This window comes from Acidisoma sp. S159, assembly GCF_009766125.1.
Lineage (GTDB): Bacteria > Pseudomonadota > Alphaproteobacteria > Acetobacterales > Acetobacteraceae > Acidisoma.
This window is the reverse complement of record NZ_LMUG01000059.1, coordinates 954,752-968,247: the sequence shown is the minus strand read 5'-3', so window position 1 is coordinate 968,247 and position 13,496 is coordinate 954,752. Positions and strand designations below refer to the sequence as shown.

Annotated in this window: 13 protein-coding genes; 1 reads left to right on the top strand and 12 read right to left on the bottom strand. The window is 62.0% G+C overall.

Annotated elements, in window-relative coordinates:
• Positions 1-133: 133 nt before the first annotated feature.
• Entirely contained in the window at positions 134-721 is a 588-nt protein-coding gene (locus GSQ92_RS21245; protein ID WP_158801931.1) for a tyrosine phosphatase family protein, read from the bottom strand.
• 565 nt (positions 722-1,286) lie between these two features.
• Between GSQ92_RS21245 and GSQ92_RS21240 the strand changes: the two genes are divergently transcribed.
• Positions 1,287-2,150, top strand: a complete 864-nt coding sequence (locus tag GSQ92_RS21240; protein WP_216849947.1) for a CmcJ/NvfI family oxidoreductase — start codon at positions 1,287-1,289, stop codon at positions 2,148-2,150.
• A 43-nt stretch (positions 2,151-2,193) separates the two neighbouring features.
• Here the strand turns inward: GSQ92_RS21240 and GSQ92_RS21235 are convergent, their stop codons facing one another.
• The 11 genes from GSQ92_RS21235 to cls form a co-directional block, all read right to left on the bottom strand.
• Positions 2,194-2,940, bottom strand: coding sequence for a glucose 1-dehydrogenase (locus GSQ92_RS21235; protein WP_158801932.1), 747 nt, complete (start codon positions 2,938-2,940; stop codon positions 2,194-2,196).
• 164 nt (positions 2,941-3,104) lie between these two features.
• Positions 3,105-4,355, bottom strand: a complete 1,251-nt coding sequence (locus GSQ92_RS21230) for a dihydrolipoamide acetyltransferase family protein (RefSeq protein WP_159013894.1) — start codon at positions 4,353-4,355, stop codon at positions 3,105-3,107.
• Entirely contained in the window at positions 4,356-5,363 is a 1,008-nt protein-coding gene (locus GSQ92_RS21225; protein ID WP_158801962.1) for an alpha-ketoacid dehydrogenase subunit beta, read from the bottom strand.
• 11 nt (positions 5,364-5,374) lie between these two features.
• Positions 5,375-6,607 (bottom strand): thiamine pyrophosphate-dependent enzyme, encoded by a 1,233-nt coding sequence (locus GSQ92_RS21220; protein ID WP_158801934.1) that lies wholly within the window; start codon positions 6,605-6,607, stop codon positions 5,375-5,377.
• Between the two features lie 145 nt (positions 6,608-6,752).
• Positions 6,753-7,034 (bottom strand): hypothetical protein, encoded by a 282-nt coding sequence (locus tag GSQ92_RS21215; RefSeq protein WP_254065515.1) that lies wholly within the window; start codon positions 7,032-7,034, stop codon positions 6,753-6,755.
• A gap of 199 nt (positions 7,035-7,233) precedes the next feature.
• Positions 7,234-8,007, bottom strand: a complete 774-nt coding sequence (locus GSQ92_RS21210; protein ID WP_158801935.1) for an enoyl-CoA hydratase — start codon at positions 8,005-8,007, stop codon at positions 7,234-7,236.
• Between the two features lies 1 nt (position 8,008).
• Positions 8,009-8,908: a 3-hydroxyisobutyrate dehydrogenase gene (gene mmsB / locus GSQ92_RS21205; protein ID WP_158801936.1), complete on the bottom strand. Its 900-nt coding sequence runs from the start codon at positions 8,906-8,908 to the stop codon at positions 8,009-8,011.
• 44 nt (positions 8,909-8,952) lie between these two features.
• Entirely contained in the window at positions 8,953-10,095 is a 1,143-nt protein-coding gene (locus GSQ92_RS21200) for an isobutyryl-CoA dehydrogenase (RefSeq protein ID WP_158801937.1), read from the bottom strand.
• A gap of 165 nt (positions 10,096-10,260) precedes the next feature.
• Entirely contained in the window at positions 10,261-11,091 is an 831-nt protein-coding gene (locus GSQ92_RS21195; protein WP_158801938.1) for a 3-keto-5-aminohexanoate cleavage protein, read from the bottom strand.
• Positions 11,092-11,145: 54 nt separating this feature from the next.
• Positions 11,146-11,802 carry an endonuclease/exonuclease/phosphatase family protein gene (locus tag GSQ92_RS21190; RefSeq protein ID WP_158801939.1) on the bottom strand — a complete coding sequence of 219 codons (657 nt, stop codon included), beginning with the start codon at positions 11,800-11,802 and terminating at the stop codon, positions 11,146-11,148.
• Positions 11,803-11,936: 134 nt separating this feature from the next.
• Positions 11,937-13,361, bottom strand: a complete 1,425-nt coding sequence (cls, locus tag GSQ92_RS21185) for a cardiolipin synthase (RefSeq protein WP_159013893.1) — start codon at positions 13,359-13,361, stop codon at positions 11,937-11,939.
• Positions 13,362-13,496: the final 135 nt, after the last annotated feature.

The window sequence follows — 13,496 nt, the reverse complement described above, 5'->3', positions numbered from 1 at the left end:
TGGGAGCTTCCTGGGTGGGGGCCTAGTGATACAGCGCTGCGGCGACCTTGCTTGCGGCCTACCACGCGCTACAGGCACGAACTCCTCGCCGCAACAGCAAAAGCGCGTTCCAACACGGCGGCCACTCTCGCCATCACCCTAACACGCGCAGAGCCGCGGCGACCTCCCGGCCCCGGCCGCCTCGCTCCATAAGCTCCGCGATGTGAGGTCGCTTTCCGATCTGCAATGCATGGAGCGCGTTCGTGGCCGCCACCAGAGTGCCATGTCGCCGCAGCATCGCGTCGCCGTATTCTATCATCCGGAGATTGGGCCAAGCCTTCTCGCGAATATCGTGAACAGAGGCCACGATGGCTCCGGCCGGCTGGTCGGGCATCGCCTCGGCGAGGATCAGCACCATGGCGGCAGTGGAACGAGATATGCCGGCATGGCAGTGGATCAGGAGATGCGCCGTGGGCTGCGGCTCCGCCATGAGGTTTCGCCCGAATGTCAGAAGACGCTCGACATGCGCAGGCTCCGGCGGTTGTTGGCCCGGGGAGGCTTCGATGACGTCGTGGAAGCGCAGTTCCAACTTCTCATGCTCGCCATAGGTGCCAAACGCCTCCGGTATGGGCGCGTCTGGATCGAGAATGGAAAGCACGTGGCTGGCGCCTGTCGCACGATGACCGGCCAATTCGTCAATCCCGCATACTGTAATTCCGAAAGGCAGATCCAAGACCGTCATGGAATTCCTGTTCGTTTTTTGTCAGGCCACGAGTCGATGGCGCCCCACAACAAATCGCGCCCATTCTCGTCTAACCTTGCCCAAGCGTCGCCGCGCGAATGTCGTATTGCTCTGAGGAGGACTGGCGCACACTCACAGAATCCTACATGACGAATGATATATATGCGATGCTGCAATCGTTTAATTTGAGCTGAGGCGTTATCCGCGTATGGCGACCTACAGAGAAATACAGAACTGGGTGCGTATTAAGAGTGGTTTCGTGCCGAAGACCTGCTGGATAGCGCATGTCAAATCGGACCATGGGTTGATCGAGCGCAATGCTCCCAATCGATTTATGCATCCTGTGCGCTTCCATCCTTGCCCGCCCCAACGTCGCTCGGCAATCGAAGCGGCTTTGCGCCATTTTGGCATGGTGTAGGCGACGGCTCTATCGCCAGCATAGCAAAGAGGCTGATTCCACACGCTTCAATCGTGAATATCTACCATAGACGGCGCGAATGCGTGCTGCTCTCGAAATCGCGCCAAGACTAGCCTACTGTCTCCACTACAGGCAAAGGAGGCCGGCATGGCAGACGGTTACGCTCTGACAAAACCCACTGATGCGGGGGCGCCGCTGATTGCTGGCGCCGTGGAGGGTGTCCTCAATTACCTCTCGCCGATTCCAGACAAGCCGCATACCTATAATTACGAGCCGCCCGCCGGAGTGCCTCGGCAGAATTTCGAGAACGAGGCGCATCGTGTCCTCATCGAGGACTTGCGCGGCCGTGAATCATCTTTCACGACCGATGGACAGGGCTTCGCCGCGGTTCGGCACCGCAGCCGCGAGCGTGACTTCGAGGACGACGCGGCGATCCGCAACTACTACTACCCGGAAAGCGAGGCGCTTTTGGCGGAGCTCCTCGGCGCCCATCGTGTGCTGATCTTCGACCACACCATTCGCCGGCGCCTGCCGGGCCAGTGCGAAAACAGCCCCGGCGCGCGCCAGCCGGTCGCCCGCGTTCATGTTGACCAGACGGACCTTTCCGGGGTGGAGCGTGTGCGGCGCCATCTACCGGACGAAGCAGATAGCCTACTTGCCGGCCGGGTCCGCATCGTGAATCTGTGGCGGCCGATCCGTGGACCGGTGCTCGATCATCCGCTCGCGACAGCCGATGGCGGCAGCCTCGCGCCGCCGGATTTGGTGGCGACTGATCTCCTCTACCCCGAGCGCACAGGCGAGACTTATTCGGTCACCTTCAACCCGGCGCATCGCTGGTACTATTGGTCAGGCATGCAGCCGGACGAAGTGCTGCTGCTCAAATGCTACGACAGCGCGCGCGACGGCCGCGTCCGCCTATCGCCGCATACGGCCTTCGCCGATCCGCGGGTGGACGCCTCCGCGCCGCCAAGGCAGAGCATCGAGCTGCGCGCCTTGGTGTTCGGAGGCTAATTCAACCGTCTCGGCTCCGGCGCGGTGACATGGAAAGCGGTCGCTAGATGCAGCGACCGCCATCCACCTCAAGCGCCACGCCGGTAATCATGCTCGCCGCATCCGAACATAGGAACGTCGCGGCGTTTCCCATATCTTGCGGCGTTGAGAAACGGCCGAGCGGGATGGTGGCAAGGAATTTCGCTCGTCGTTCCGGCGTGTCCTCGCCCAGGAAGGTCTTCAGCAGCGGCGTCTCGCCGGCAACCGGGTTCAGCGCATTCACCCGCAGCCCAAAGGGCGCGAGTTCCACCGCCATCGATCGCGTGGCGGTAATCACCCAGCCTTTCGAGGCATTGTACCAGGTCAGATTAGGGCGCGGGCTGACTCCCGCGGTCGAGGCTATGTTGAGAATCACGCCCGACTTCTTCGCCTTGAAGCGCGGCACGACGTGGCGTGCCGCCAGGTAGATGGCTTTGACATTGACCGCCAAAATCCGGTCGAAGGAATCCTCCGTCAAACCCTCGAGCGGCTGCGGCAGGTGGGCGACGCCGGCGTTATTCACCAGGATGTCCAGGTCGCTGAATTTGTCGTAGGCGCTTGCCACCATCACCGCCACGTCCGCGTCTCGTGACACATCGACCGTGACGGCAAAAGCCTGCGTACCCACGGCCGAGGCGACCCGCTCTGCACTGGCGGTATCGCGATCCGCCACAATCACGCGGGCGCCCGCAGCGACGAAGCTTCGAACGATGCCCTCACCAAAGCCCGATCCACCGCCGGTGACGATGGCAACCTTGCCCTCAAGCGACATGATACCTCCTGTCAGACGAACGCACTTGCCGCTCAGTGGCTTCGTGCGGCATCACCGTATCAGGCACCGAGGCACGGCCTTAGTCTACCCACGACGATCCATTTTCCGAAGTCACATGTGAATCGACAAGCCTACCGCGCACATGGCCGCTTCGGCTCAGCCGGTCATGACGGGTCCATGAAAAGCATCGCGGGACATTCCAGCAGTTCCTTGACGCGCTGGATGAAGGCGGCGGCGTCCCAGCCATCGACTACGCGATGATCGAAAGACGAGGAGAGATTCATCATGGTCCGGATCACCATCTGCCTGTCGCGAACCACCGGCCGCTCGATCATCTTGTTCACGCCGATGATGGCGACCTCCGGCTGATTGATGATGGGCGTCGTCGCCAAACCTCCCATCGGACCGAGACTGGTGATCGTAATCGTCGAACCTGTCAGTTCCGCCCTGTCTGCCTTGCCGACGCGCGCCAAGGCAGTCAGCCGCGTGAGTTCGCCCGCCACCTCCCACATCGAAAGCGCCTCCGCATGCCGCAGGACGGTCACGACAAGGCCGTTCGGCGTCTGCGTGGCGATACCCGCGTGAACCGCCCGATGCCGGTGCAGAACGTCGGCTGTGTCGTCGAAGGTCGCATTGAGCTGCGGATGGTCGGGCAGCGCCACGGACAGCGCGCGGATCAGGAAGGGCAGCAGCGTCAACCTCGGGCGACGATCGGCATGCTTCGTGTTGAGAAGCGTCCGAAGTTCTTCGAGTGCCGTGACGTCGATCTCTTCGATGTAAGAGAAGTGGGGGATGCGGCGTTTGGTGTCCTGCAGGCGTTCCGCGATTTTGCGACGAAGCCCGGTCACCGGGATGGCCTCGGTTCCATTCCGCTGCCCCGTCGTTGGAGCCGCCGCATCTTTGCCGCTCCTGCTCGAATGGGTTTGCAGATCATCCATGGTGATGCGTCCGGCCGGACCGGTACCGACAATAACCTGAAGCTCCACGCCCATCTCGCGGGCACGACGGCGCACAGCAGGAGATGCCTGGGGCGCCTCATCCGCGCGCCCGGGGCCGATCGCTCCTGACGCATCTGCGACAGGAGCGGGTTTGGGTTCCTCGCAACTCTCAATCGCTGGCGGCGCTTGCGCAGTCACAGGCGGGACAGGGTAGTCGATGTCGTTCTCCGTCGCACCCCTGACCTCCAGTACGACAAGTTCGGAGCCGATCGGCCGCTTGTCGCCTTTCGCACCGTTGAGGGCTAACACCGTTCCGCTTACCGGCGAGGTGATCTCAACCGTCGCCTTGTCGGTCAGTATATCGACGAGCGGTTGATCCTCCCGCACCACGCTTCCAACCGAGACATACCAGTCGCCAATCTCGGCCTCCGCCATGCCCTCGCCGATGTCGGGAAGCTTGAAAACGTAGCGGCCCATCTAGGACGCCTCCATCACTTGGCGAAGGGCATCGGCCACGCGCGCCGGGCCGGGGAAATAGCTCCACTCCAAGGCATGCGGATACGGCGTGTCCCAGCCCGCAACACGCAGAATCGGGGCGTACAGCGAGTAAAAGCAGTGCTCCTGCACCAGGGCCGCCAATTCCGCTCCGAAACCGCCTGTCAGCGTCGCCTCATGGACGATAACGCAGCGGCCGGTCTTACGCACGGATTCGACGATCGCATCCAGATCGAGCGGCACGAGCGTCCGCAGATCGAGGATCTCCGCGTCAACCCCGCTTTCCTCGACAGCAGCCAAAGCGACATGCACCATGGTGCCGTATGCCAGAACGGTGACAGTCGATCCCTGCCGCGCCGTCGAGGCCTTGCCGAGCTCGACGCGATAATACTCGGCCGGCACCTCGCCGAGCGGGTGGTTAGTCCAGGAAGTGACGGGCCTATTGTGATGCCCGTCGAACGGGCCGTTATACAATCGCTTGGGCTCGAAGAAGATAACCGGGTCGTCATCCTCGATGGCACTGATCAGCAGGCCTTTCGCGTCATAAGGATTGGAGGGCATGACGGTCTTGATCCCGCAGACATGGGTGAAGATCGCCTCCGGGCTCTGGCTATGGGTCTGTCCGCCGTAAATCCCGCCGCCGCATGGTGTGCGCACAGTGATAGGCGCTGAAAACTCCCCACCGGAGCGATGCCGCAGCCGCGCCGCTTCCGAAATCAGCTGATCGGTGGCCGGGTAAATGTAATCGGCGAATTGAATCTCGACCACAGGCCGCAGGCCATAGGCGCCCATGCCGACGGCCACAGCGAGGATACCGCCCTCCGCGATCGGCGTGTCGAAGGTCCGTGTCCGGCCATGCTTGCGTTGCAGCCCCTCGGTGCAACGAAAGACGCCACCGAAATAGCCGACATCCTCGCCGAAGATCACGACATCCGGATCGCGCGTAAGACAGATATCCAGCGCGGAGTTGATCGCCTGCACCATCGTCATCGCTGCCACGATCAATACCCCGCCTGCTGCCGCTGACGCCTGAGGTGCAATGGCATTTCTTTGAAAACATCCTCAAACATGGTGCCGGGACTGTGACCAGGACCATCGCTCAGCGTGCCATAAGACTGTGCCTCGCGATCCGCCGCGCGTACACGTTCAGTCGCCTCCGCCTCAGCCACGCTGTGCCGTGCCTCGCTCCATTCACCCAGTCGAATAAGATGCTGTTTCAGCCGCAGCATCGGGTCGCCGAGCGGCCAGATATCGGCCTCGCCCTTGGGCCTGTATTTGCTCGGATCGTCCGAGCTCGAATGTGCGTCCGCCCGATAGCTGAACAATTCGATCAGCGTCGGGCCGCCATTGCTGCGCGCGCGGTCGGCAGCCCAACGCGTTACCGCATAGACCGCAAGGAGATCATTGCCATCGACCCGGAGCGCAGGAATACCAAATCCCAAGGCACGCGCGGCGAAGGTCGTCTGCTCGGCACCGGCGATTCCGGAAAAGCTGGAAATCGCCCATTGATTATTGACGACGTTGAGGATGACGGGCGCTTTGAAGATCGAGGCAAAGGTCAGCGCGTGGTGAAAATCCGGCTCCGCCGTCGCACCCTCGCCGATCCAGGCGGCGGCGATGCGGTTGTCATGCTTGTAAGCCGCAGCCATGGCCCAGCCGACGGCTTGACTGAACTGCGTGCCAAGGTTGCCCGAGATCGAGAAAAAGCCGGCTTCCTTGCTTGAGTAAAAGACCGGCATCTGCCTGCCCTTCAGCCGGTCGCGGGAGTTGGAATAGACTTGGCACATCATGTCGACGAGAGACCAGTCTCGCGCGATCAATAGCCCTTGTTGCCGGTAAGTAGGAAAAAGCATGTCGTCACGCGACAAGGCAAACGCCTGTCCGACGGCAATCGCCTCCTCCCCCGTGCATTTCATGTAGAATGACGTCTTGCCCTGGCGCTGTCCGCGATACATGCGGTCGTCATAGGCCCGCGTCAGCAAAATCGCGGCGAGTGCCCGGCGCAGCAGCTCGGGCAGGAGTTTCGGATTCCACGCCCCCGTAGCAATGCCATCCGCGTCCAGCACCCGAATGAGGCTGAACGCCAAGTCGCGGATTTCGGAAGGCCGCACCAGCGGATCTGGACAAGCCGTGTCAGCGGGCTCGGGAATGTTGAGATAGCCGAAATCCGGCCTGTCTCCGGGTCGGTGAAGCGGTTCCGGGATGTGGAGCTGCGGCAACGGCTCGTTTTTCATCTTCGGTTCCCGTGACGGCACGCCGGTCTGGGACGAAGCTAGACACTAGCCGGACCCGCCGCCTTACGGCGAGAATAGCCCCGCACGCTGGCATACGCCTCAGGGTATTCACTCAAGACGAGGACAAGAAGGCATAACCTAAGCTTTATGGCCGGATACTAAGCCCCGCACAGATGACCGCGACGCATTGCACGCCCACAATCTGGCGCAAATTACCCTCGACCAGGTGCAGCATTGTCAGCGGCATCGCATCCATCGCGATCTCCAACCTCACAAGCTCGCCATCCCGGCAAGCCTGCACGCGGTCGGGGATGAGATTCCGCCGAGCGAAAGGGGCGAGAGCGCGAGGCAATAGCCCAGGCTCGGCATCGGCCAGCATCTCGTAACTCACCGCTCGGCACGCGGACTCTTCGGGCATGAACAACATGGGAGAACCTGCAACTTGGTTTCGGACGAGGGCGAAACGCCCGGCTGCCGAACCTCAGCGCGCATGCGCCGGACTGGCTAGGCAGCCGGGGTCGTAATTCGCGCGCCTGAGAACCAAACTTGCATGATCGACATCAAGTACCAGCTCGCATCAGCCGCCAACCCACGGCTTCGCGATTCTCCCATGTCCTGGCCGACAGTCAGCGGTTGCCGAAATTCGCCTTACGCTTTTCCACGAAAGCCGCCATGCCCTCCTTCTGGTCGGCCGTCGCGAACATCGAATGGAACAGGCGCCGCTCGAAGCGCAGGCCCTCGGCCAGCGTCACCTCGTAGGAGCGGTTAATCGTTTCCTTGGTCATCATCACGCCCGGCAGCGACATGCCCGCGATCGTCTCTGCCGTCTTCACCGCCTCCGCGACCAGATCGGCGGCCGGGATAATGCGCGAGACCAGGCCGGAGCGCTCAGCCTCCTCGGCATCCATCACCCGGCCCGTTAGGCACATCTCCATGGCCTTCGACTTGCCGACAAAACGCGTGAGGCGCTGGCTGCCGCCCATGCCGGGCATGATGCCGAGCCTGATCTCCGGCTGGCCGAATTTGGCGGTATCCGCAGCCAGGATGAAATCGCACATCATGGCGAGTTCGCAGCCGCCACCCAACGCGTGGCCCGCCACCGCAGCGATGATCGGCTTGCGAACCGCCGCGAAACGCTCCCACTCGCCGAACCAGTCCCCCGCATACATCTCCCCGTAGGTCTTGTCCTGCATCTCCTTGATGTCGGCGCCCGCCGCGAAGGCCCGCTCCGATCCAGTCAGAACAATGCAGCCGATTCCGTTATCGGTATCCATCGCGGAAACCGCCGCGATCAACTCTTTCATCAATTGGCTATTGAGCGCGTTGAGTGCCTTCGGGCGGTTCAGCGTAATGAGCGCGACGCGGCCGATGGTCTCGACGAGGATCGTTTCATAGGTCATCTCAGTTCCTCTTTTCCGAAAGCTGGCCACGCAGGAGGTGAATGATTGCGGAGAAATCCTCCCCGCCATGCCCCAGCTTCTCGAACAACCCATAAAGCTGCGCGGCCTGGGCGCCCAGCGGCGTGGAGGCACCACTCGAAAGCGATGCCTCCTGGGCAAGTTTCAGGTCCTTCAGCATCAGCGCGGCAGAGAAGCCCGGCTTGAAGTCGTTATTAGCCGGCGAGTTCGGCACCGGACCGGGCACGGGGCAATTCGTGGTCAGCGCCCAGCATTGGCCCGAGGATGTGGACGCAACCTCGAATAGCGCCTGATGGGACAGGCCAAGTTGCTCCGCCAGCACGAAGGCCTCGCAGACCCCAGCCATGGACACGCCGAGGATCATGTTGTTGCAGATCTTGGCGGCCTGCCCCGCCCCGGCCTCACCACAACGCACGATACGCTTGCCCATGCTCCGGAGGATAGGTTCCGCCTTTGCGCAAGCCTCAGCCGACCCTCCGGCCATGAAGGTCAGCGTGCCGGCCTTGGCCCCACCGGTTCCACCCGAAACGGGGGCGTCCAGCGTCAGGCATTCCTTCCCGGCGAGAATGCCATGTGCCTTGCGCGCGCTTGCCACATCGATCGTCGAGCAATCGATCAGGAGCGTGCTGGACTTCACCAAATCGGCGAGCGCGGTCCAAACGGTGATCACATGCTGCCCCGCGGGCAGCATGGTGACGACAGCCTCAGCATCGGCCACGGCATTGGCCACCGTTGCGACAATCCGGATGCCCTGAGCTTGCGCTGCGGCGCAGCACGCGGGCGCAAGATCGAAGCCCGCCACCTCGTACCCAGCCTTTACGAGGTTGGCCGCCATGGGGCCGCCCATATTGCCCAGACCAATGAAACCGATCGTCGTGGCCATGCCGTCTCCTCCCTCGTCGAGCGCGCAGGCTTCGCCTTGGCCGTTCAGCCGTGGCCGAGCAGCGACCGCGCCACGATCACCTGCATGATCTCATTGGTTCCCTCGAGTATCTGATGAACCCGCAGGTCACGCACGATCTTCTCGATGCCGTAGTCGCTGAGATACCCGTATCCGCCATGCAACTGCAGCGCCTGATTCGCCACATCGAAGCTGATGTCGGTGACAAAACGCTTCGCCATGGCGCAGAGCTTAGTCGCGTCGGGTGCCTTCGCATCAAGCGCGGCCGCCGCGCGCCAGAGGAAGGTGCGTGCGGCCTCGAGTTCAGTCGCCATATCGGCCAGCCGGAACTGTAGAGCCTGGAACTCGACCAGAGCCTGCCCAAAGGCTTTCCGCTCCGCCATATAGGCAATCGACCGCTCTAACGCCGCTTTAGCACCGCCGAGCGAACAAGCCGCGATGTTGAGACGGCCGCCGTCCAGCCCAGCCATGGCGATGCCGAAGCCTTTGCCCTCGGCGCCCAATCTATTGGCCACCGGCACCCGAACACCCTCCAGAATCACCGCGCGAGTCGGCTGGGCGTTCCAGCCCATCTTCTTCTCGTTGACACCGAACGAGAGACCGGGCGTGTCCTTCTCGACGATGAGAGCCGAGATGCCGCGTGGCCCATCCGCACCCGTCCGCGCCATCACGATATAGACGTCGCTGGTGCCGGCGCCGGAGATGAACTGCTTCTGCCCGTCCAACACATAGTGCTCGCCGTCCAATACAGCCCGGCTCCTCAAGGCCGCCGCGTCCGAACCGGCACCTGGCTCCGTCAGGCAGTAGCTCGCCAAAAGCTCCATCGCCGTAAGGCCTGGAAGCCACTGCCGCCGCTGCGCCTCCGAGCCGAATTGGTCGATCATCCAAGCGCACATATTCTGGATGGAGACATAGGCAGCGATCGCCGGGCAGCCGGTAGCGAGTGCCTCGAAGATTAGAGTTGCGTCCAGCCGGCTAAGGCCAGACCCGCCGAAATCGTCGCGGACATAGATACCGCCAAACCCAAGCGCCCCGGCCTTCCGAAGGGTATCGACCGGGAAATGCTTTGTCTGATCCCACTCGACGGCAAAGGGCGCCAGTTCCTTGGTTGCGAAGCCAAGCGCCATCTCGCGGATGGCCGCCTGCTCCTCGGTCGGGAGAAAGTCCATAGTGACACCCCGCACCCTGCCGCATCCTCAGCGCGCCGCTCACCATGCCCATAGGCACATCCGAGAGGAAGCCACGGGCGGCATGCTGGTCGCGCGCGAACGGCCCAGTTATGTCAATCGCGCGTTAGCTTTTACCGCCAGAGCGTCGCCAAGCGCGATTCGGACCTAAGCGCCAGCGAGCCCCAGGGCTGAGCGCGCCTCGGCGGCCGTCGCTGGACGGGAGCCGGAGCGCGCGATGGCCTCGACAGCGTGCCTGACCAACTCGGCATTGCTCGTGGCCAAGCGCTCGCGGCTGATCCGGATATTGTCTTCCAGCCCCGTGCGCACACCGTCGCCGCCGCGTGCCAGCACCCAGTCCATGACATGTTTCTGGTTCACGCCGATGCCGGCGGCCGTCCAAGTCGCTTTGGGCAGCACCCGCCGCAACTCACCGAGCATGAGGTCCAGCAAATGCTCCTCCGCCGGCAAGGCGTTCTTCACGCCCATGACGATTTGCACATGCGGTCGCTCATCCATGAGTCCCGCCTCGACCAGGCGCTTGGCTCCATGCAGGTGGCTAAGATCGAAGATCTCGATCTCCGGCCGCACGCCAAAGGTCTTCATCTTGGTCGCCAGATCGGCAACCAGCGTGGCCGAGTTCTCATACACGATCGTTGGGAAGTTGACCGAGCCGGTCGAAAGCGAAGCCATGTCCGGCCTCAATTCCAGCGCATTACCGCGCGCCGCAGGATCACGGCCCCGGCCGCCCGTCGAGAACTGCACGATCATGCCCGGGCAGTGCTTGCGCACACCTTCCTGCACCTGGGCGAAGAGTGCCGGATCGCTGGATGAGCTCTCGTCGGGATTGCGGACGTGGATGTGAACTAGGGAGGCGCCAGCCTCGAAGGCCTCGTGAGTGCTTTCGACCTGCTCCGCAGGAGTTGTGGGAATCGCCGGATTGTCCTTCTTACGCGGCACCGAGCCTGTAATGGCAACGGCTATGACGACGGGCTTCATAAGGTCTCCTCTCCAGCTCGGAGCGCCGCGTCGGGCGCGCCACCCTTGCAGGTATTATGGAACCGAGCGAGCGAGGCGCCAAACGCCGCTATCCGCCGCTGTCGCATGCAGATCCGCGGCAAGCTTCAGCTTGACCACGATCGGACGATGGTCCGAGGTTCCTTTCAAGAGAGCCCTGGCTTCCGAACACGCGAGGCCCCGCACAAGACAGCGATCGAGCCGCACAGGCACCATGTCGCCCGCCATATGCGTCGGCTCGCGAGGACCGACGTCACGGAAATCGGGCAGTAATGCCGGGCCAATAAGATTGTAATCACCCACCAGCGCCGCCCGAAAGGGAAGAATCTTCGCGATGGAACGAAGCTGCCGGCGATTGAGAACCTGCCCGTGCGAAAGGTGCACATTCGCGACGGCGAAGTCTCCAAGCTCGATGATTTGGCTAACGCGCTCGAATATTGCGCCTGATGGAAGTTTCAGCACTCTAGGCCGGCGAAGGAGTGGCAAAGCGCTCCACACCGCGAGACCATGCGGGCGGCCCGGCATCGGGCTGCGCAGATACTGGCCGCCGACCCTCGCCACCAGCCCATCCATCTGTTCAGTGGCTTCCTGCATCAGCAAAACGTCCGGCTGCTCCCGCTGGATCAGCCGAACAACATCGTCGAGCGAGGCTCCGGTGAGGCGGAGCAAGTTCCAGCTGATGAGCTTGATCATTACTTGCACCAAATGGGATTAGTCAGCGGTTTGCAACAGCCAGCGTTTCCGTAGGCTGTCCTCTCGACGAAAGAATGCGATTGAGCCAGGCAGCCGCCCCAGGGTCACGAGCGGCGGAGACTTATAGATTCCGCTCACAGATACGGCAACATCAGTCGCGCACCGGCATCTCGGATCTGCACGAGCAATGAACGGGCAGCCAAATCCGCCTCCATGAGCGGCTTGCCACGGCACCCCAACATACCGGTGCTGAGCAACTTCGCCAGACCCCGATCATAGACTTCAACACAGAGTTCGAAGTTCAGCCGAAATGAACGGATGTCCCAATTGCAGCTACCGATCAGACACCACTGCTTATCGACGACCATGACCTTGGAGTGGTGAAACGGTGACGGGCTCTGCCAGATGCGTACCCCTTCAGTCAGTAGCGGCCCGACATTCGCGCGCGTCCCCCAGTCCACCAACGCGTGGTTGCTCTTTTCCGGAATGACAATGTCTATCTCCACCCCGCGCATCGCGGCGAGAACCAAGGCTGTAATGAGCGCCTCGTCCGGCAGAAAATACGGGCTCATTACGGCAATGCTTTCATGGGCACAGGCGACCGCCTGAAGCACCGCGAACTCTACCTTTTCGAGGTCCTCATCCGGCCCGGAATCAATGACCCGAGCCAATGATCCTTCGGACTGAGGCATGCCCGGCGAGAGGTCACCCTCGTCCAGAACCTCATTCGCGACGAAAGCCCAGTCTCGTACGAAGGCATCGGCAAGCTGCGAGACAATCGGCCCCTCGAACCGGAAATGCAGATCCTGCACCGGTGCCTTCGGATGAGTAGCAAGAACGTTCTCGTCCCCCACATTCAACCCGCCCGTGAACCCCACTGACCCATCGACAACAAGTATCTTTTTGTGCGAGCGCAGGTTGATGAATGGCATCCGCCAGGGCAGCAGCGAATGCATAAACCGGGCCGACGTCACACCTGCGCGTCGCAGCCGATGATAGGCGCGCGACAACAGCCAGCCGCCTCCGATTCCATCGATCAGCACGCGAACCGTGACACCGCGCCGCTTGGCTGCAACCAGGGCTTCGATGAATCGCCCGCCCCAGAGATCGTCGCGGAAGATATAAGATGACATGCTCACGCTGCGTTTTGCCGCATCGATTGCCGCCAGCATCAGGGGATAGGCCTCATCACCGTCATGATAGATCGATGTTGTGGTTCCCGCCATCAATGGGCGACCGGTAATGCGTCCAATGCCACGCTCCAAAGGGGCCAGATTGCTGCCAGCGCCCAGAAGCGCGTGCGAGGGCTGATCGTCGGGGCTATCGTCCTGCGGACGCGCCTGACGAGCGCGACGCTTCACGCGGTTGATGCCAAACATCAAATAGGTGATGGCGCCGAGGAATGGCGCGAACCAGACAAGCCCGATCCATCCGACCGCTGACGCCACCTCTCGCTTTCGCAGCAAAATATGGAGCGTGACGATGACGGTGATCAGCGAGCCGACCGCCAGGGTCACATCGGCGCGGACATGGAGCAATAGGAGCCAGATTTCGTCCATAAGCGCGGCAAGCTCTTATCGCAGCTAAGCCTGGAAGCTTAGCGGGAAGGCTATTGCGTGTCGAACGATTAAACCTAGCCTATTTTGACCTGTTCCTAACCTGGAATCTTAACTTAATTGGCATGAGCACGCGTT

What these genes read in the sequence shown, in the direction of transcription:
- GSQ92_RS21200 (WP_158801937.1), bottom strand. Translation starts at nt 10,095, where the DNA reads ATGGACTTTCTCCCGACCGAGGAGCAGGCGGCCATCCGCGAGATGGCG.
- GSQ92_RS21210 (WP_158801935.1), bottom strand. Translation starts at nt 8,007, where the DNA reads ATGACCTATGAAACGATCCTCGTCGAGACCATCGGCCGCGTCGCGCTC.
- mmsB (WP_158801936.1), bottom strand. Translation starts at nt 8,908, where the DNA reads ATGGCCACGACGATCGGTTTCATTGGTCTGGGCAATATGGGCGGCCCC.
- GSQ92_RS21240 (WP_216849947.1), top strand. Translation starts at nt 1,287, where the DNA reads ATGGCAGACGGTTACGCTCTGACAAAACCCACTGATGCGGGGGCGCCG.
- cls (WP_159013893.1), bottom strand. Translation starts at nt 13,361, where the DNA reads ATGGACGAAATCTGGCTCCTATTGCTCCATGTCCGCGCCGATGTGACC.
- GSQ92_RS21195 (WP_158801938.1), bottom strand. Translation starts at nt 11,091, where the DNA reads ATGAAGCCCGTCGTCATAGCCGTTGCCATTACAGGCTCGGTGCCGCGT.
- GSQ92_RS21225 (WP_158801962.1), bottom strand. Translation starts at nt 5,363, where the DNA reads ATGACGATGGTGCAGGCGATCAACTCCGCGCTGGATATCTGTCTTACG.
- GSQ92_RS21215 (WP_254065515.1), bottom strand. Translation starts at nt 7,034, where the DNA reads ATGTTGTTCATGCCCGAAGAGTCCGCGTGCCGAGCGGTGAGTTACGAG.
- GSQ92_RS21235 (WP_158801932.1), bottom strand. Translation starts at nt 2,940, where the DNA reads ATGTCGCTTGAGGGCAAGGTTGCCATCGTCACCGGCGGTGGATCGGGC.
- GSQ92_RS21190 (WP_158801939.1), bottom strand. Translation starts at nt 11,802, where the DNA reads ATGATCAAGCTCATCAGCTGGAACTTGCTCCGCCTCACCGGAGCCTCG.
- GSQ92_RS21230 (WP_159013894.1), bottom strand. Translation starts at nt 4,355, where the DNA reads ATGGGCCGCTACGTTTTCAAGCTTCCCGACATCGGCGAGGGCATGGCG.
- GSQ92_RS21220 (WP_158801934.1), bottom strand. Translation starts at nt 6,607, where the DNA reads ATGAAAAACGAGCCGTTGCCGCAGCTCCACATCCCGGAACCGCTTCAC.
- GSQ92_RS21245 (WP_158801931.1), bottom strand. Translation starts at nt 721, where the DNA reads ATGACGGTCTTGGATCTGCCTTTCGGAATTACAGTATGCGGGATTGAC.